The 19,510-nt window shown below is 62.1% G+C and carries 15 protein-coding genes; 13 read left to right on the top strand and 2 right to left on the bottom strand.

Going from position 1 to position 19,510, the window contains the following annotated elements; genetic code table 11:
* Positions 1-306 precede the first annotated feature (306 nt).
* Complete coding sequence (gene bfr / locus ACNFCI_RS13090) at positions 307-780, top strand: bacterioferritin (RefSeq protein ID WP_084856022.1); 474 nt, start codon at positions 307-309, stop codon at positions 778-780.
* A gap of 86 nt (positions 781-866) precedes the next feature.
* On the opposite strand, the gene grxD is transcribed toward bfr, so the two are convergent.
* Positions 867-1,202 (bottom strand): Grx4 family monothiol glutaredoxin, encoded by a 336-nt coding sequence (grxD, locus tag ACNFCI_RS13085; protein ID WP_043206518.1) that lies wholly within the window; start codon positions 1,200-1,202, stop codon positions 867-869.
* 439 nt (positions 1,203-1,641) lie between these two features.
* On the opposite strand from grxD, the gene argF reads away from it, so the two are divergent.
* Positions 1,642-2,562 carry an ornithine carbamoyltransferase gene (argF, locus tag ACNFCI_RS13080; protein ID WP_084856018.1) on the top strand — a complete coding sequence of 307 codons (921 nt, stop codon included), beginning with the start codon at positions 1,642-1,644 and terminating at the stop codon, positions 2,560-2,562.
* Positions 2,559-3,668, top strand: coding sequence for an ABC transporter ATP-binding protein (locus tag ACNFCI_RS13075; RefSeq protein ID WP_084856016.1), 1,110 nt, complete (start codon positions 2,559-2,561; stop codon positions 3,666-3,668). The genes argF and ACNFCI_RS13075 overlap by 4 nt, the downstream gene beginning before the upstream one ends.
* 179 nt (positions 3,669-3,847) lie before the next feature.
* Here ACNFCI_RS13075 and ybaK read toward each other — a convergent pair whose 3' ends face one another.
* Positions 3,848-4,318 (bottom strand): Cys-tRNA(Pro) deacylase, encoded by a 471-nt coding sequence (gene ybaK / locus ACNFCI_RS13070; RefSeq protein ID WP_084856014.1) that lies wholly within the window; start codon positions 4,316-4,318, stop codon positions 3,848-3,850.
* Between the two features lie 302 nt (positions 4,319-4,620).
* On the opposite strand from ybaK, the gene ACNFCI_RS13065 reads away from it, so the two are divergent.
* From ACNFCI_RS13065 to ACNFCI_RS13020, 10 genes are all read left to right on the top strand, one after another.
* Positions 4,621-5,472, top strand: coding sequence for an MIP/aquaporin family protein (locus ACNFCI_RS13065; protein WP_084856012.1), 852 nt, complete (start codon positions 4,621-4,623; stop codon positions 5,470-5,472).
* A gap of 67 nt (positions 5,473-5,539) precedes the next feature.
* A complete protein-coding gene (gene glpK / locus ACNFCI_RS13060; RefSeq protein ID WP_084856010.1) occupies positions 5,540-7,039 on the top strand; it encodes a glycerol kinase GlpK in 1,500 nt (499 codons plus the stop codon).
* 218 nt (positions 7,040-7,257) lie between these two features.
* Positions 7,258-8,013 (top strand): DNA-binding transcriptional repressor GlpR, encoded by a 756-nt coding sequence (glpR, locus tag ACNFCI_RS13055; RefSeq protein WP_084856008.1) that lies wholly within the window; start codon positions 7,258-7,260, stop codon positions 8,011-8,013.
* A gap of 159 nt (positions 8,014-8,172) precedes the next feature.
* Positions 8,173-9,747 (top strand): glycerol-3-phosphate dehydrogenase, encoded by a 1,575-nt coding sequence (gene glpD / locus ACNFCI_RS13050; RefSeq protein WP_368829672.1) that lies wholly within the window; start codon positions 8,173-8,175, stop codon positions 9,745-9,747.
* 131 nt (positions 9,748-9,878) lie between these two features.
* The gene (locus tag ACNFCI_RS13045) at positions 9,879-14,018 is read left to right on the top strand and encodes an NEL-type E3 ubiquitin ligase domain-containing protein (protein ID WP_368829671.1); all 4,140 of its coding nucleotides are present in this window, start codon (positions 9,879-9,881) and stop codon (positions 14,016-14,018) included.
* Between the two features lie 304 nt (positions 14,019-14,322).
* A complete protein-coding gene (locus ACNFCI_RS13040; protein WP_084856003.1) occupies positions 14,323-15,243 on the top strand; it encodes a glutamate/aspartate ABC transporter substrate-binding protein in 921 nt (306 codons plus the stop codon).
* 145 nt (positions 15,244-15,388) lie between these two features.
* Positions 15,389-16,135 (top strand): amino acid ABC transporter permease, encoded by a 747-nt coding sequence (locus tag ACNFCI_RS13035; protein ID WP_084856001.1) that lies wholly within the window; start codon positions 15,389-15,391, stop codon positions 16,133-16,135.
* Positions 16,136-16,807 carry an amino acid ABC transporter permease gene (locus tag ACNFCI_RS13030; RefSeq protein ID WP_084855999.1) on the top strand — a complete coding sequence of 224 codons (672 nt, stop codon included), beginning with the start codon at positions 16,136-16,138 and terminating at the stop codon, positions 16,805-16,807. It abuts the gene before it with no gap.
* Positions 16,804-17,538: an amino acid ABC transporter ATP-binding protein gene (locus tag ACNFCI_RS13025; protein ID WP_043206506.1), complete on the top strand. Its 735-nt coding sequence runs from the start codon at positions 16,804-16,806 to the stop codon at positions 17,536-17,538. Before ACNFCI_RS13030 ends, ACNFCI_RS13025 begins: the two co-directional genes overlap by 4 nt.
* 64 nt (positions 17,539-17,602) lie before the next feature.
* Entirely contained in the window at positions 17,603-19,507 is a 1,905-nt protein-coding gene (locus ACNFCI_RS13020; RefSeq protein WP_084855997.1) for a sensor histidine kinase, read from the top strand.
* Positions 19,508-19,510 lie beyond the last annotated feature (3 nt).

Genomic DNA, 19,510 nt, shown 5'->3' with positions numbered 1-19,510 from the left:
ACGACCGATTTGTATGGTGGCGCGCTCTTCAACGCTGAGTTCGGTATAAGACATAGGGGCAGCACCGTACCGGAAAGGTCAGGTGTTGCACTCAGTTTTTGCCGCCGCCCACCGAATTCGAAGAGCCGGACCCAGTGTCCGGTTTTTTTATGCCTTCAATTCAATAAGTTAGCGTTCTAACGCGGTTCACAAACATTCTTATTCCTATTAATTTTCACTTACTATTCAATAACTTAGGTTTGACAGAGGCCCAGGTCGGGCTCAGACTTCCTGTATTGGCATACTTCAACAGGGCAGGAACCCGACATGAAAGGCGACGTAAGCGTCATCCAGCATCTCAACAAGATCCTCGGAAACGAGCTGGTCGCGATCAACCAGTACTTCCTCCACGCGCGGATGTACGAGGACTGGGGCCTGAACAAACTCGGCAAGCACGAGTACAAGGAATCCATCGACGAGATGAAGCACGCTGACAAATTGATCAAGCGTATTCTTTTCCTCGAAGGCATCCCCAACGTGCAGGACCTGGGCAAGTTGCTGATCGGCGAACACACCAAGGAAATGCTCGAGTGCGACCTGAAGATCGAACAGAAAGGCCTGGTCGACCTCAAGGCGGCCATCGCCCATTGCGAAACCGCCGGTGACTTCGGCTCCCGCGAACTGCTCGAAGACATCCTGGAGTCCGAGGAAGAGCACATCGACTGGCTGGAGACCCAACTGGGCCTGATCGACAAGGTGGGTATCGAGAACTACCTGCAATCGCAGATGGGTGAGGAATAAACCTAGGCGGGCAGGCGACGCGTTTCCTGCTCCATGAAAAAGCCCCGCCTAGGCGGGGCTTTTTCATGCCTGCGACAAAAACCGGATCAGGCTTCGGAGGCCTTGGCCTTGGCGGCGGCTTCCTTGATCAGGGTCTGCAGCTCACCCTTTTCGAACATTTCCAGCATGATGTCGCTGCCGCCGACCAGCTCGCCACCGACCCACAGTTGCGGGAAGGTCGGCCAGTTGGCGTACTTGGGCAGGTTGGCGCGGATTTCCGGGTTCTGCAGGATGTCGACGTAGGCGAACTTCTCGCCACAACCCATAACGGCCTGCGCAGCACGCGCCGAGAAGCCGCACTGTGGGGCATTCGGCGAGCCTTTCATGTAAAGCAGAATGGTGTTGTTGGCGATCTGCTCTTTGATTGTTTCGATGATATCCATGAAGCACCTCGGCTGAACTTTCCGACGCGATCGTCGGCACGGTGACGCATTGTAACGGAAAGCCGAGCTGCATGCTCGGCCTTGCCAGTCCCGTTGCGGCCTGCGCATGCACAGGGGCGTCGCAAGGGATTTGTCGAGGCTGGACGCTTCGGACTTCACGACACCGGCGGCATGATTCGCGACGCAGGGTTTGCCAAAGGGCGGACAAGCCGTGTACAACCCACCTGTGGAAAATAAAAAACAGTACGCTCACAAGGGCTTACGACATTCCTTGCAACAGAGCTGCTGTGCCCCCTCTTGGTTTCAGGCGACATTTAATTATAGTATTGCGCCTTCCCCCTATTCCGTCCGCCCCGTGCGGCTTACGCCGCAGGTCGTTCCCGTTGTCAACAAAACCATACGGTCGACCTGCAAACCGTTGCAGATAAGGTAGTCAATCATGAGCGCTAGGCACTTTCTCTCCCTGATGGATTTCACCGCTGACGAACTGCTCGGCGTGATCCGTCGAGGCATCGAGCTGAAGGACCTGCGCAAGCGAGGCGTGCTGTTCGAGCCACTGAAGAACCGCGTGCTGGGAATGATCTTCGAGAAGTCCTCCACCCGTACCCGGGTGTCGTTCGAGGCTGGCATGATCCAGCTCGGCGGCCAGGCCATCTTCCTCTCGCCCCGCGATACCCAATTGGGCCGTGGCGAGCCGATCGCCGACAGCGCCATCGTCCTGTCGAGCATGCTCGATGCGGTGATGATCCGCACCCATGCCCACAGCACCCTCACCGAATTCGCCGCCAACTCCCGCATCCCGGTGATCAACGGCCTGTCCGACGAATCGCACCCCTGCCAACTGCTGGCCGACATGCAGACCTTCCTCGAGCACCGCGGCTCGATCCAGGGCAAGACCGTGGCCTGGATCGGCGATGGCTTCAATATGTGCAATTCCTACATCGAGGCGGCCCTGCAGTTCGATTTCCAGCTGCGCATCGCCTGCCCGGAAGGCTACGAGCCCGATCCACGCTTCCTCGCCCTGGGCGGTGATCGCGTGCAGGTCATTCGTGACCCCAAGCAAGCCGTGCAAGGTGCCCATCTGGTGACCACGGATGTCTGGACTTCCATGGGCCAGGAGGAGGAAACTGCACGGCGCCTGGCGCATTTCGCGCCTTACCAGGTCACCCGCGAACTGCTCGACCTGGCGGCACCCGACGCCCTGTTCATGCACTGCCTGCCCGCCCATCGTGGCGAGGAAATCAGCCAGGACCTGCTCGACGACCCTCGCTCGGTCGCCTGGGACCAGGCTGAAAACCGCCTGCATGCACAGAAGGCCCTCCTGGAATTCCTTGTAGAACCGGCTTACCACCACGCATGAGTCAACCGCTATTGCTCAACCTGCGCGACCTGGCCTGTGGCTATGGCGACCAGCGCATCGTCCAGAACCTCAATCTGCACCTGAACGCAGGCGACATCGGTTGCCTGCTGGGCTCCTCAGGTTGCGGCAAGACCACCACCCTGCGCGCGATCGCAGGCTTCGAGCCAGTGCACGAAGGCGAGATCCAGCTGGCCGGCGAAGTCATCTCCCGCGCAGGGTTCACCCTGGCACCGGAGAAGCGCCGGATCGGCATGGTGTTCCAGGACTACGCCTTGTTCCCCCACCTGACCGTGGCGCAGAACATCGCCTTTGGCCTTGGCAAGCATCCACGCCCGAACGAGGTGGTCGAGGAAATGCTCGAGCTGGTGAAGCTCGGCGGCCTGGGCGGGCGCTACCCCCACGAGCTGTCCGGCGGCCAGCAGCAACGGGTGGCCCTGGCCCGGGCCCTGGCACCGGAGCCGCAGTTGCTGTTGCTCGACGAGCCCTTCTCCAACCTGGACGTGGAGCTGCGTCGGCGCTTGAGCCATGAAGTGCGCGATATCCTCAAGAGTCGAGGCACCAGCGCCATCCTGGTCACCCATGACCAGGAAGAAGCCTTTGCCGTCAGCGACCAGGTCGGGGTATTCAGGGAAGGCCGCCTGGAACAGTGGGACACGCCCTACAACCTCTACCATGAGCCGCAGACCCCCTTCGTCGCCAGCTTCATCGGCCAGGGCTACTTCATCCGTGGCCAGATGAGCAGCCACGAGGCGGTCAAGACCGAGGTGGGCGAACTGCGCGGCAACCGTGCCTACACCATGGCGCCGGGTAGTTCGGTGGACGTGCTGCTGCGCCCGGACGATATCATCCACGCGCCGGACAGCGACCTGCGGGCGAATATCGTCGGCAAGAGCTTCCTCGGTGCCTCGACCCTGTACCGACTGCAGCTGCCCACCGGCAGCCAGTTGGAAGCGATCTTCCCGAGCCACGTCGACCATCAGGTCGGTCAGGAAATCGGCATCAATGTGGCCGCCGACCACCTGGTGCTGTTCCCGGTACCAGGCAGTGTAGCGGCGCAACTGCCGCGGCAGGAAAACGGGGTTCGCCGCTACAGCTCGGCGACCTGATCGCCGTTTCGGTTGCTGCGCGGTCTTGTGGGCTTGTCCCGCTGATCGGGCGCGCAGCGGCCGTCAATCAGCCAACTCATTCTACTTGATGAATTGCAGTTGCTGGTTTTACGGCCGCTGCGCGCCCGATCGCGGGACAAGCCCGCTCCTACAGAGGTTGAGCGCTGTGGCTGAAGCCTTCAGCCCCGGCCGATCTCGGCGAACGTCCCTTGGGTATGCTCGGCCAGCACCGTTGCGGCCAGTTCTACCTCCAGCCCACGCCGCCCGGCGCTCACATGGATGCTGTCAAATTGCTGTGCCGATGCATCGATGAACGTGCGCAGGCGCTTCTTCTGCCCCAGCGGGCTGATCCCGCCCACCAGGTAGCCGGTTGAACGCTGTGCTACCGCCGGGTCCGCCATTTCGCACTTCTTGACTCTCGCTGCCTGCGCCAGCGCCTTGAGGTCGAGCGTGCCGCCTACCGGTACCACCGCCACCAGCAATTCCCCCTTCTCACTGCTGGCCAACAGGGTCTTGAACACACGCTGCGGATCAAGCCCCAGTTTTTCGGCCGCCTCAAGGCCATAGGACGCAGATTTCGGATCATGTTCATAGCTGTGCACGCGATGTTCGGCACGCGCCTTCTTCAAAAGGTCGAGGGCGGGGGTCATGTACGGCTCCAATCGGTGGCAAGTCGGCGGCTACTTTAGGCCAATTCCTACAGCCCGACCAGCGTAGCGCCAACGCGTCAGTCTGGCCCGGGAGTTACGACCGAGCTATGCATCCAGAATGTGACCAAGCGTTCACTTTCGACCTTTGACATCAGCGTTTCTTGTCTATATTTTTTCGTTTCTGAATAAATGACACTTTTTTAAAGGTGCATTCCTACACTTGTCCGGCGTCAACGGGGATAGACACCGGACCTTGCTGTCGAGCGCCCAGTGCCTCACAACAACAAGAAACGAGGTCATACATGACGACTGCTCTACGACAACCGACCCTGTCCGGCCAATGCATGGCCGAATTTCTCGGCACCGCACTGCTCATCTTCTTCGGCACCGGCTGTGTCGCAGCGCTCAAGGTCGCCGGCGCCAGCTTCGGGCTCTGGGAAATCAGCATCATCTGGGGGGTCGGTGTCAGCATGGCGATCTACCTCACCGCCGGCATTTCCGGCGCGCACCTGAACCCGGCCGTGAGCATTGCCCTGTGCCTGTTCGCCGGCTTCGACAAGCGCAAACTGCCGTTCTACATCCTCGCCCAGGTCTGCGGCGCCTTCTGCGCCGCCGCGCTGGTCTATGGGTTGTACAGCAACCTGTTCTTCGATTTCGAACAGGCCCATGCCATGGTCCGCGGCAGCGAAGCCAGCCTGGAACTGGCGTCGGTGTTTTCCACCTACCCACACCCGGCCCTGTCCATCGCCCAGGCGTTCCTCGTCGAAGTGGTGATCACCGCCATCCTCATGGCAGTGATCATGGCCCTGACCGACGACAACAACGGCCTGCCCCGAGGCGCCATGGCGCCGCTTTTGATCGGCCTGCTGATCGCGGTGATCGGCAGCGCCATGGGCCCTCTGACCGGCTTTGCGATGAACCCGGCACGCGATTTCGGGCCTAAACTGATGACATTCCTGGCCGGCTGGGGCGAGATAGCCTTTACCGGCGGGCGCTCCATTCCCTATTTCCTGGTTCCGGTGTTCGCACCGATCCTCGGCGCATGCATGGGGGCAGCCCTGTACCGAGGCCTGATCGCCCGCAACCTGCCGATGGCGCAAACCGCGAACCCGCAAACAGACGACAACCCACAGGGCGATACCCAGGCTTCCTGAGGCCAGCGCGCCGGCAAGACACCCGGCCACCCCCTGACCACTCCCTATTTTGTGCAAGGCCACCGACATGACAGATTCCCAGGACAAGAACTACATCATCGCCCTGGACCAGGGCACCACCAGTTCGCGGGCCATCATCTTCGACCGGGACGCCAACGTGGTCGGCACCTCCCAGCGCGAGTTCGTGCAGCATTACCCACAAGCCGGCTGGGTCGAGCACGACCCGATGGAGATCTTCGCGACCCAGAGCGCGACCATGGTCGAGGCCCTGGCCCAGGCCGGCATCAGCCATGCCCAGGTCGCCGCCCTGGGTATCACCAACCAGCGTGAAACCACGGTGGTCTGGGACAAGGAAACCGGGCGCCCGGTATACAACGCCATCGTCTGGCAATGCCGGCGCAGCACCGAGATCTGCGAGCAGCTCAAGCGCGACGGCCACGAAGCCTACATTCGCCAGGCCACCGGCCTGGTCACCGACCCCTACTTCTCCGGCACCAAGCTCAAGTGGATCCTCGACAACGTCGAAGGGGCCCGGGAACGTGCGGAGCGCGGCGAGCTGTTGTTCGGCACTGTCGATACCTGGCTGATCTGGAAGTTCTCCGGCGGCAAGGTACATGTCACCGACTACACCAATGCCTCGCGTACCCTGATGTTCAACATCCACACGCTGCAATGGGACGAGAAGCTCCTGCAGATCCTCGGCATCCCTCGCCAGATGCTGCCCCAGGTGCGTCCCTCCTCCGAAGTCTACGGCCATACCAAGAGCGGTATCGCCATCGCCGGCATCGCCGGTGACCAGCAGTCTGCCCTGTTCGGGCAGATGTGCGTGGAGCCCGGCCAGGCCAAGAACACCTACGGCACCGGTTGCTTCCTGCTGATGAATACCGGCGACAAGGCAGTGACCTCCTCCCACGGCCTGCTCACCACCATCGCCTGCGGCCCACGCGGCGAAGTGGCCTATGCGCTGGAGGGCGCGGTGTTCAATGGCGGCTCAACCGTGCAGTGGCTGCGCGACGAGCTGAAGATCGTCAATGACGCCTACGACACCGAGTATTTCGCCAGCAAGGTCAAGGACAGCAACGGCGTCTATTTGGTACCGGCCTTCACCGGCCTGGGCGCACCCTACTGGGACCCTTATGCCCGCGGTGCCCTGTTCGGCCTGACCCGGGGTGTCAAGGTCGACCACATCATCCGCGCCGCCCTGGAGTCGATCGCCTACCAGACCCGCGACGTGCTCGACGCCATGCAACAGGACTGCGGCCAGCGCCTGAGCGAACTGCGCGTGGACGGCGGTGCGGTGGCCAACAACTTCCTCATGCAGTTCCAGGCCGACATTCTCGGCACCTGCGTTGAGCGGCCGAAAATGCGCGAAACCACAGCCTTGGGCGCTGCCTACTTGGCGGGCCTGGCCTGTGGCTTCTGGAGCGGCCTGGACGAATTGCGAGACAAGGCGATCATCGAGCGTGAGTTCAGCCCGCAGTTGGACGAAGCGCAAAAGGAAAAGCTCTACAAAGGCTGGCGCAAGGCCGTGGACCGAACCCGCGATTGGGAAGATCACGAGGCCTGAGCCTGCAGATCTCGTCTGCCTGGCCCGACCGATCGCCGGCAAGCCGGCTCCCACTTGTATTGCGCTGCGGTTGTAGACACCGCCGAACCTGTGGGAGCCGGCTTACCGGCGCTAGGACCAAGGCAGGCAATACGCCGAACCTGAGGTAGCAGACTGGCCGTCATCCTCTTCCTACGGCATCATTGCAGAATTTGTCCGGCTGCCCCCAAGGACCGCCCATGAATCTGCCTCCCCGCCAACAACAAATCCTCGAACTGGTGCGCGAGCGTGGTTACGTCAGTATCGAAGAAATGGCGCAGCTGTTCGTCGTCACCCCCCAAACCATCCGCCGCGATATCAACCAGCTCGCCGAAGTGAACCTGCTGCGGCGTTACCACGGCGGCGCGGCATACGACTCGAGCATAGAGAACACCGCCTATGCCATGCGCGCCGACCAGATGCGCGACGAGAAGCAGCGCATCGCCGAAGCCGTGGCCCAGCAAATTCCTGACCATGCTTCATTGTTCATCAACATCGGCACCACCACCGAATCCATTGCCCGTGCACTGCTCAACCACAGCCACCTGAAGGTCATCACCAACAACCTGCACGTGGCCGCGATCCTGGGCGCCAAGGACGACTTCGAGGTGCTGGTGGCCGGCGGCACGGTACGGCGCGACGGCGGTGTGGTCGGCCAGGCCAGCGTCGACTTCATCAACCAGTTCAAGGTCGACTTCGCCGTGGTCGGCATCAGCGGCATCGACGAGGATGGCAGCCTGCTGGACTTCGACTACCAGGAAGTGCGGGTCTCCCAGGCGATCATCACCAACGCCCGCCAGGTGATCCTGGCCGCGGACTCGAGCAAATTCGGCCGTAACGCCATGGTTCGCCTGGGCTCGATCAGCCTGGTCGATTGCCTGGTGACGGACCAGCAGCCCACCCCTGCCCTGACCCAACTGTTGAACCAGCACAAGATTCGCCTCGAAGTGGTCTGAAAGTGCCAATCGCGGGCCTAGCCGGACCGCGATTGGCTTGTCAGGTCCGGCGCTGATGTTCGGTATTGTTCATTTCTTTGTCATCAGATCAGTTTTTTCTATAGAGACTGACTGGCGGACGCCTTTTCGTTGCGCTAGTATTTTCGAAAACGAACATCAATGTTCACTTTCGATGTGAACCGCGCCCAGGAGGCCCTTGCCGTGTCCCACTCCGCTCCGTCCCTGCCCCCGCTCGCCGATTGCTACGACCTCGCCGTGATCGGTGGCGGCATCAATGGCGTGGGCATTGCCGCCGACGCGGCCGGTCGCGGCCTGAAGGTATTTCTGTGCGAAAAGGACGACCTGGCAAGTCACACCTCCTCGGCCAGCAGCAAGTTGATCCACGGTGGCCTGCGCTACTTGGAACATTACGAGTTCCGCCTGGTCCGCGAGGCTCTGGCCGAGCGCGAAGTCTTGCTGGCCAAGGCACCGCACATCGTCAAGCCGATGCGCTTCGTCCTGCCCCATCGCCCGCACCTGCGCCCGACCTGGATGATTCGCGCCGGCCTGTTCCTCTACGACCACCTGGGCAAACGCAAGCGCCTGGGTGCCTCGCGCAGCCTGCGCTTCGGCCCAGGGAACCCGCTCAAGCCTGCCATCACCCGCGGCTTCGAATACGCAGACTGCGCAGTGGACGACGCCCGACTGGTGGTGCTCAACGCCATGGCCGCCCGTGAGAAAGGCGCGCATATCCATACCCACACCCGCTGCCTGCGCGCCAAGCGCGTCGGCGGCGTGTGGGAAGTCGAGCTGCTGCATGCCGATGGCCGCCAGCAGAGCATTCGCGCCCGCGCGCTCGTCAATGCCGCCGGGCCCTGGGTGGCCAGCTTCATCAAGGACGACCTCAAGCTGGAAGCGCCCTACGGCATCCGCCTGATCCAGGGTAGCCACATCATCGTCCCGCGCCTGTACGAGGGCGAACACGCCTACATCCTGCAGAACGAAGACCAGCGCATCGTGTTCGCCATTCCCTACCTGGAGCGCTTCACCCTGATCGGCACCACCGACCGCGAATACCGCGGCGACCCGGCCAAGGTGGCGATCACCGACACCGAAACCGACTATCTGCTCAAGGTGGTCAACGAACACTTCAATCACCAGCTTGGCCGCACGGACATCCTGCACACCTATTCCGGCGTGCGTCCGCTGTGCAACGACGAATCGGACAATCCCTCCGCCGTGACCCGCGACTACACCCTGGCGCTGTCCGCCAGTGAAGGCCAGGCGCCGCTGCTGTCGGTCTTCGGCGGTAAGCTGACCACCTACCGCAAGCTGGCCGAGTCGGCGATGGTCGAACTCAAGCCATTCTTCACCCAGATGCGCGGCAGCTGGACCGCCACCGCGCCGCTGCCTGGCGGTGAAAACATGACCACCGTCCAGGCACTGGTGGATGCGCTGTTGGCACGCCACGGCTGGCTGCCGATGGACATCGCCAAACGCTGGGCAGTGACCTACGGCTGCCGCGTATGGCAATTGCTCGAAGGCGTGCAAGGCCCTGAAGACCTGGGCCAGGCGATCGGCGGCGGGTTGTTCGCTCGGGAAGTCGACTACCTCTGCCGCTACGAATGGGCCAGCGATGCAGAAGATATCCTCTGGCGGCGTACCAAGCTGGGCTTGTTCACCAGCGCAAGTGAAAAGCAAGTGCTCGAGCAATACCTTCAACGCGAACGCCAGGCGCGCACCCAGGCAGCCTGACTAAAAGCGCGGGGAGCGGCCTCGCAATGACGGTACATGGCTGTAGGCGTGCATGAGCGCATTCACTATGTACCGCCAGCCCCCCCTTGCGACTTGGTGTTCTAGGTCCTTTAGGACCTGGAGCCCCTTGCATGACAAGCACCGAAACCTTCCCCAGCACCTCGGTCGACAATCTGATCGCCCAGCAGCTTCCCGCCTGGTTCATCAACGCCGAGCCCAAGCACCTGGACGCCTATCGACAGGCGCTGCAAGCGCAGCAACACGTCACCGATAACCTGCAGCACCTGCTTGGCAGAATCCCGGCAATCGAAGACTTCGCCGCCTCCCACCTTGAAAAAGCGCTGCTCCTGGAAGGGCTCGGACACATCGACCCAAGACGCGCCCATGTAGTGGTCCGAGAAACCTTTGAGCTTGCCTCGGCTGCGGAGAAACTGCACAGACCGAGCGTCACCTACAGCACACGGCAGAGCCTTGTTGCCGCCGCCTTGCATAATTACGAAGCACACGAAACCCAGCCATGGCTGCTGCGCAAGGCGCACCTGGTCGATGCGCAGGAACGCCAGCTGACCATGACCTTCGAGCGCTTTGCCACGCTGTGCCGCACCCTGGACATCGGCGGGAAGTACCAATCGCTTTTGAAAGGCATCCTCGAACCCAAGGCAGGCCGCGGGCAACCGACGAACCAGGCCCGCGCACACGTGGAGCAGATGTTTCAGGATGGCGTGCGTACGCGCATGCTGGCAGCACTATACGAAGGACGGTTCAAGGCGCAGCTGGATGAAAAAGACCTGCTGCGGTTGCTGCCGATGTTGCAGGACCCCGCGCAGCCCCACCCTGGAAAAGGCACGCTGACACCACGCCAGCTCTACCTATTGGGCACATGCATGGTAGGCATCGTCGCCTTCGAGTGGCGGCTGGCTCCGAACGCCGATATCGATGAAATCATTCTCTGGATTCCTGATGACCCTGAAAAGAGCGTGCGTCATTACGATTCGTGGAACCAGGTATACAACGATTTGGCCAATCGCCTGAAACACCGAGCCCTGCGTGAATTTTTCAAGCGCTTCATCAAGGCGCAGGACCGAAGCCGGTTCGACACGACGCTTTCACGTCTATTGGCGCAGACACCGAGTGACAAGCCCCTGGAACTGGACGGGCGCCACCTGGCTGTCGAGGGCAACGTATTCGTTCATGTACGCAGGTCGCTGATCGACAGGATCTATCAGGACGCGGCCTATATTGCCGTCCCCACCGACATCGAAGACCGCTTGAGCAGGCACAAGCGTCTGCAAGGCATGCTCGGCGCCGGCTTGGACCTCCTCGGGCTGGCTGCATTCGTTGTTCCCGTGGTGGGCCATATCCTGTTGATCGTCAGCGCCGCGCAGCTGCTCGATGAAGTGTATGAAGGCTATCAGGACTGGCGTGTGGGCGATCGCCAGGGAGCGCTGGATCATCTGTTCGTCGTCGCACAGGGGCTGGCACTCGCAGGGTTGACCGCAGGCGCGATACAGACGCTCAAGCGGGTGCCGCTTGTGGACAGTCTGGCGCCAAAACTGCTTCCCGAAGGTGGTATCCGGCTGGTTCGAGAGGCTCATTACCTCCCCCTCGAAGAGAGCGCGTCGGTGCTGCTGGAAGGGTTGCAAGGAAGGCATTTCGCCGGGCTCTTGTCGACCGATGCCCAGATCTTGCTCGACGCCACGGGCCTGTCCACCGACCAGTTGCGTCGCCTGTGCCTGGAGCAGGCCGCGCCGCCGGCACGGCTCCTCGATATCCATGAACGCATGAAACTGCATGCAGAAAATCCTGACCTACGCGGCACGGCGCTCGACGAACACCTGGCCACATTGCACCCGCCTGTTTCAGCAGAGCAGAAGGCGTTGACCACGGCGTTCGAACGCCTGTCACCGCGGGGAGCGCAGGAAGTCATCGAGCACAGCAGTTCGGCCCAGCTGGAACACTTGCGCACGTCTGGGCGTGTGCCACTGAGCATGGCCGAACGCGCACGCTGGTATGTACGTGACAGCCGTGTCGACCAGGCGTGCCTTGGTATTCGCCTGCAGGCGCTGGCCAACTCCGATAGCGAAAGGTTGGCCCTGGGGCTGATCGAACACATGGCGCCTTGGCCAGCATCGGTGCGCGTCGAACTACGGGCAGGCAACCCGGAAGGGGCCGTGCTGTATGCAAGCCAAGATGAGGAGGCGACCAAGGTCTTTACTATCGTCAAATCCGAGCACGGTTATGCGCTCGCAGGTGACCCGCACCCTGCCTCCAGGCCCAACGCGCCCTTTCTCGACACCCTGTTGCACTGCCTTGACGATCAACAGAAGGCCAAGCTGGGCAGCGCTCGGTTGCAGGTACGGCAATTACGTGGGGCGTTGGTCAAGGCAGCTGCCGAAGATCGCCGACGTGCGGCGAAACTGGTCGGCCTCGCACCGATCGGCGCCGACGTAAAGCCTCCCAGGCGTTTTGCCGATGGCAGGCTTGCCTATACGCTCAGCGGTGGCGGTGAAAGCAGTCGCCAAGCCATTCGGCGAGGCATCCATCAAATCTTTCCGACCCTCAGCGAACTGCAGCTCGACGCCTACCTGCAAGCCGTACGTCAGCGAGGCGAGAACCTGTGGACCCATTATCAGATGCTGCAGCGCCAGCTTACCGAGCTGCGCGAGGCCTTGCGGGCATGGCAGGCTGACTGGCAGACCCCGCTCCAAGCCATCCGCCGCCGCCGTATCGCCGACACCTTGCGCCGCAGTTGGCGGCGCAAGCTGGTCGATGCCAACAACGAGTATGAATTGACCATCGACGGCGAATACTCCAGCACATTACCGAACCTGCCCGAGGGTATCGACTATGTACATGTGCGCCACCTGGCATTGCGCAACATGAATCTGGAAACGATCGATGCGCAGTTCCTCACGCGCTTCCCCAACCTCATCGACTTGGACCTTAGTGGCAACCGGTTGACCCAAGTACCTATAGGCATCGAGAACCTCACCCAACTCAGGCGCGTGAACCTGGAAAACAACCAGATCGTACTCGACGCAGAAGCCAGCAGCCGCCTGGCTCAATTGCAGCACCTGAATACGCTGGCATTGAGCTACAACCCGCTCAACGGCATGCCGGACCTTTCCGGCTTGCCCCACATGCATGACCTGCGCCTGCGCGCCACCGGGCAGGCCGAGATCGGCCAGGTTCACCAGAACGCGGCGCTGCGCGCCCATGTCGACCTGCGCGACAACAGGATCAGCGAGCTGCAGCGAGAAATGCACGGGCTGAGCCTGCGCCTGCGACGGCTGAATCTACATGACAACCCCCTGAACGAACGCAGTGCCCAGTACCTGGACGAAGCACGCGATATCGCCGAAGCGGGGGCCCGGGGCAGCGCCTACCATGCCCACGAGGTCGTCGATGCACATACTCGCTCGACCTGGGTCGCGTCCAGGAAGGCGCAGCTTCGTGCCCAACGCGAGGCCACCTGGGATCGCCTGATCGAAGAGCCCGGCTCGGGCGGGTTGTTCAGGTTTCTTGCCGACTTTGCCGAAAGCGAGGATTTCCAGACCTATCCACGTCATTACCGCCGGCGCGTATGGCACATCCTGGAAGCCTGCGAACACAACGAGGCGCTGCGCGAACAATTGTTCCGCGAGGCCGATGGGCCGCGCAGCTGCGACGACCGCCTGTTGCTGATGCTCAATCAGCTGGAAGTGGGTGTTCTGGCCTACCAGGGTCTGGAAGGGGTACCGGTCGCGAGGCGGGAAAGTCGCTTGCTGCACCTGGGGTGGCAACTGCATCGTCTGGACCTGCTCGATGACCTTGCCAACAATCACGTGCAGAGGTTGCGCAGTGCCGGGCGCGCCGTCGACGAAATCGAGGTGCGGCTATTCTACCGCTCGCGGCTTGCTGGGGCGCTCGACCTGCCTGCAACGCCCGATGAGATGCATTTCGCGTCGTTCGCGGATGTATCAACAGCAGACCTGGGCCGAGCACAACTGGAAGTGCTGAGGGCCGATACAGCCGTGGCCATGCTGGACGCGCTCGCCAATCGGCCCTACTGGCAGAATTATCTGCGCGAACGCTTCCCGGAACGTTTCGAGACGATAACCGCGCCGTATCATGCGCGACTGGAAGCACTCAGGGAGCATGCCATAACCGGGCAGGAACGCGGCTACGAAGATCGAGCAAGGGCGTTGATGCATGAACTTGCAGAAGAAGAATCGACCCTGATGCGCACCTTGACGACCGAAGCCTGGGCGCGTTCGAACGCATCGCACTAGCGGCTTTTGCCATTACGATCAGGCCGGCGGCATGCCGGCCCGCTCGGAGCATCGCAGGCATCCCGATGTTCGGGTTTCCGAACGAAACCATCGCACCCATTCGGAAATCCGTACGAGCCCTACCTCCTTCGATGCCTCAAAAAAGATTGAACCGCCGTATTTTCGGGGCGTTATGATCAATGTCAGGGCTTGGCACGACTCATGCTCTACACTCATTAGCCGAATGCACCCGCTTCTTGCTGTATTCGTAGAACGAAGAGTCCGCCAACGGCTCCATAAAAAAAACAACGTCGAGGAAAATTTGATGCGTATCGTTCGTCAACTGTTGGGCGCCGCCATCGCGGCCGCGGTCATCGCTTCGCCGGCCATGGCTGAAGAGCTGACCGGCACCCTGAAGAAGATCAAGGATTCGGGCACCATCACCCTGGGCCACCGCGACTCCTCCATTCCGTTTTCCTACCTGGCAGGCAAGCCACAGCCCGTGGGCTACTCCCACGACATCCAGCTGGCCGTCGTCGAAGCGCTGAAGAAACAGCTCAACGTGCCTGACCTGAAGGTGCGCTACAACCTCGTCACCTCCCAGACCCGCATTCCGCTGGTGCAGAACGGCACCGTGGACCTGGAGTGCGGCTCCACCACCAACAACGTCGAGCGCCAGCAACAGGTCGGCTTCTCGGTGGGCATCTTCGAAGTCGGTACCCGCCTCCTGACCAAGGTCAAGGACGGTCAACCGGCCTACAAGGACTTCCCGGACCTGGCCGGCAAGAACGTAGTGACCACCGCCGGCACCACGTCCGAGCGCATCCTCAAGGCGATGAACGCCGACAAGCAGATGAAGATGAACGTGATCTCCGCAAAAGACCACGGTGAAGCCTTCAACATGCTCGAAAGCGGCCGCGCCGTGGCCTTCATGATGGACGACGCCCTGCTGGCCGGCGAAATGGCCAAGGCACGCAAGCCTGCCGACTGGGTCATCACCGGCACGCCGCAGTCTTACGAGATCTACGGCTGCATGGTGCGCAAGGGTGACGAGGCGTTCAAGAAAGCGGTCGACGACGCCATCATCGCCTACTTCAAGTCGGGCGAAGTCAACAAGAGCTACGAGAAGTGGTTCCAGCAGCCGATCCCGCCAAAAGGCCTGAACCTGAACTTCCCGATGAGCGAAGAGCTGAAAAAACTGATCGCCGAGCCGACCGACAAGGCAGCGGACGAGAAGAAGTCCTGAACCTCAGCCAGTGGCCGGGGGCTCGAGCCGAGCCGTAATCAACCCGACAGGCCACTCATTAGTGTCTAACCTTTCAACCGAGGGCGTTCGCCGCCCTCGGTTGCTCGAAGGTGCCCGTGAAACAACCGTCTGAGGGGAAATCCCGATGAATTACAACTGGGACTGGGGCGTGTTCTTCAAATCCACCGGCGTGGGTAGCGAAACCTACCTGGACTGGTACATCGCCGGTCTGGGCTGGACCATCGCCATCGCCATCTCCGCCTGGATCATCGCCTTGCTGCTGGGCTCGCTGCTCGGTGTGATGCGCACCGTGCCGAACCGCCTGGTATCAGGCATCGCCACTGCCTATGTGGAGCTGTTCCGCAACGTACCGCTGCTGGTGCAGCTGTTCATCTGGTACTTCCTGGTACCCGACCTGCTGCCCGAAGGCCTGCAGGAATGGTTCAAGCAGGACCTGAACCCGACCACCTCGGCGCTGATCAGCGTGGTCATCTGCCTGGGCCTGTTCACCGCCGCGCGGGTCTGCGAACAGGTGCGCACCGGCATCCAGGCCTTGCCCCGTGGCCAGGAAGCCGCTGGCCGAGCACTGGGCTTCAGCCTGCCACAGATCTACATGAACGTGCTGCTACCCCAGGCCTATCGGATCATCATCCCACCGCTCACTTCGGAATTCCTGAACGTGTTCAAGAACTCCTCGGTGGCCTCGCTGATCGGCCTGATGGAACTGCTGGCGCAAACCAAGCAGACCGCCGAGTTTTCGGCCAACCTGTTCGAAGCCTTCACCCTGGCCACGCTGATCTACTTCACCCTGAACATGGGCCTGATGCTGTTCATGCGCCTGATCGAGAAGAAAGTCTCGGTACCGGGCCTGATTTCCGTGGGGGGCAAGTAAATGGACATGGATTTCAGCGAAATCATCCCCGCCCTGCCGGCCCTCTGGGAAGGCATGGTGATGACCCTCCAGCTGATGGTCATGGGCGTTGTAGGCGGCATCGTACTGGGCACCCTCCTGGCGCTGATGCGCCTGTCGTCGAGCAAGCTGCTGTCGAACCTGGCCGGAGCCTACGTCAACTATTTCCGCTCCATCCCACTGCTGCTGGTGATCACCTGGTTCTACCTGGCGGTGCCGTTCGTGCTGCGCTGGATCACCGGCGAAGACACCCCGGTGGGCGCCTTCACCTCCTGTGTGGTGGCGTTCATGATGTTCGAGGCCGCGTACTTCTGCGAAATCGTGCGTGCCGGCGTGCAGTCGATCTCCAAGGGCCAGATGGGCGCCGCGCAGGCACTGGGCATGACCTACGGCCAGACCATGCGCCTGATCATCCTGCCCCAGGCATTCCGCAAGATGACTCCGCTGCTGCTGCAACAGAGCATCATCCTGTTCCAGGACACCTCACTGGTCTACACCGTGGGCCTGGTGGACTTCCTCAACTCGGCCCGCTCCAACGGCGACATCATCGGGCGCTCCCATGAGTTCCTGATCTTCGCCGGTGTCGTCTACTTCCTCATCAGCTTCTCCGCTTCGTGGCTGGTCAAGCGTCTGCAAAAAAGGATCGCCGTATGATTTCCATCAAGAACGTCAACAAGTGGTACGGGGACTTCCAGGTGCTGACCGACTGCAGCACCGAGGTCAAGAAAGGCGAGGTGGTGGTGGTCTGCGGCCCGTCCGGCTCGGGCAAGTCCACCTTGATCAAGTGCGTCAACGCCCTGGAGCCATTCCAGAAAGGTGACATCGTGGTCGACGGTACCTCTATCGCCGACCCCAAGACCAACCTGCCCAAGCTGCGCTCGCGGGTAGGCATGGTGTTCCAGCACTTCGAACTGTTCCCACACCTGTCGATCACCGAGAACCTGACCATCGCCCAGCGTAAGGTGCTCGGCCGCAGCGAAGCGGAAGCCACCAAGAAGGGCCTGGCCCTGCTCGATCGCGTCGGCCTGGGCGCCCATGCCAAGAAGCATCCCGGCCAGCTCTCCGGCGGCCAGCAGCAACGCGTGGCCATCGCCCGCGCGCTGTCGATGGACCCGATCGTCATGCTGTTCGACGAGCCGACTTCGGCGCTGGACCCGGAGATGGTCAACGAAGTGCTGGACGTGATGGTGGAACTTGCCCACGAGGGCATGACCATGATGTGCGTGACCCACGAGATGGGCTTTGCCCGCAAGGTGGCCAACCGGGTGATCTTCATGGACAAGGGCAGCATCATCGAGGATTGCCAGAAGGAAGACTTCTTCGGCAACCCCGAAGGCCGCCATGAGCGCACCCAGCATTTCCTCAGCAAGATCCTGCAGCACTGAGTCGGCTCGTGCCGCTGCCCGGTGCACCCGGGCAGCGGACGCTGGTCGTGACAAGGCCACTGTGATGAAATGCGACCCCTCGCTCCTTCGCCCTGCCCAACCTGTCGTGAAATCCCGCCTGATTCGCCAATTGCTGCTGCCGCCGCTGATCATCCTGTTGATGGTCGGCCTGGGCCTGGCCGGCTACCTGATCAGCGAGAGCAACGGCATCCGCACCCTGAGCGAAAACGGCGAGCGCCAGCTCGAGCTGCATGCGCGCACGGTCGAGAGCGAAATCAGCAAGTACACCTACCTGCCGAGCTTGCTGGAGCTCGAAGACAGCGTCTCGCGCCTGCTCACCGACCCCGACGGTGGTTATCGCCAGACCGTCAATGAATACCTCGAAGGCCTGAACCGCCGCAGCCGCAGCCGGGCCATCTTCGTACTCGACACCAGCGGCCGGGTCCAGGCCACCAGCAACTGGCGCGACGCCGACTCCTTCCTGGGCGAGGACCTGTCGTTCCGCGCCTATTTCCAGGATGCCGTGCGCGGCGAGCCTGGCCGCTTCTATGGCATCGGCAGCACCACCGGCGAAGCCGGCTACTACCTGGCCCACGGGCTGGAGGAGCACGGCAAGATCATCGGCGTGGCGGTGATCAAGGTGCGTCTGGACACCCTCGAGGAGCGCTGGCAACGGGCGCGCCTGGAGGCGTTCGTCAGTGACGAGAACGGCATCATCATCCTCTCCAGCGACCCGGCCCGCCGGCTCAAGTCGGTACGCCCACTCACCCCGCAGATCAAGGAACGCCTGGCGCGCAGCCTGCAGTACTACTGGTGGCCGCTGAACGAGTTGCAACCCTTGGCCCGCGAAACCCTGGCCGACGGCGTAGAAAAGCTCACCTTCCCCGCCAACAGCGAAAGCGGCCAGGGCAGACCCCAGAACATGGCCTACCTGGCCCAGACCCGGCGCCTGGTCGATACCCCCTGGCATTTCACCCTGCTCACGCCGCTGCAGGACCTGCACCGCGAATCCATGGTACAGGGCATCCTGGTGGGCGTGGCCTTCGCCCTGTTGACGATCCTGGCCATCGCCTGGAACGAACGGCGCAAGGTAATCGCCACCCGCCTTGCCGCTCGCGAAGCCCTGGAAGAAGCCAACAGCCAACTGGAGCGGCGCATCGCCGAGCGCACCGCCGACCTGCGCGCCAGCAACGAACGCCTCAAGGGGCAGATTCGCGAGCGCCGGCATGCCGAACAGACCTTGCGTCACGCCCAGGACGAACTGGTGCAGGCCGGCAAGCTGGCAGCCATCGGGCAGATGTCCACCAGCATTGCTCATGAGCTCAACCAGCCGCTGGCCGCCCTGCGGACATTGTCGGGCAACACCGTGCGCTTCCTCGAACGCGGCGCCCTGGAAACCGCCAGTACCAACCTGCGCACCATGAACGACCTGATCGACCGCATGGGGCGTATCACCGCCAGCCTGCGCTCTTTCGCCCGGCGCGGCGACGACAGCGGCCAGGCCTCGCTCCACAAGGCCGTGGAGGCCAGCCTGCAGGTGCTGGGCAACCGCATCGCCCGCTGCAACCTGCAATTGCATCGCCAGTTCGAAGACCAGCTATTGGCCATCGACCAGACCCGCCTGGAGCAGATCCTGGTCAACCTGATCGGCAACGCCCTGGACGCCATGGCCAGCCAGCCCCAACCACAACTCTGGCTGGAAGGCGAAATACAAGGCGACAAATACCGCCTGCGGGTGCGCGACAATGGCCATGGCATCGATGCCGAGGCCCGCAAGCACCTGTTCGAACCCTTCTTCACCACCAAGCCCGGCGAGCACGGCCTGGGCCTGGGCCTGACCCTGTCGGCGAGCCTTGCCGCCGCCGCCAAGGGGTCCCTGGGCGTCGAGCATCCCGCCAGCGGCGGTACCGCCTTCGTCCTCGCCCTGCCCCTGGTCACGCCCACCGGCACATCGGCTGAACCACTATGAATA

The organism is Pseudomonas sp. NY15356, assembly GCF_048068175.1.
In the GTDB taxonomy this organism is placed as follows: Bacteria; Pseudomonadota; Gammaproteobacteria; order Pseudomonadales; family Pseudomonadaceae; genus Aquipseudomonas; species Aquipseudomonas putida_K.
This window is presented reverse-complemented; position numbering and strand designations above follow the sequence as displayed.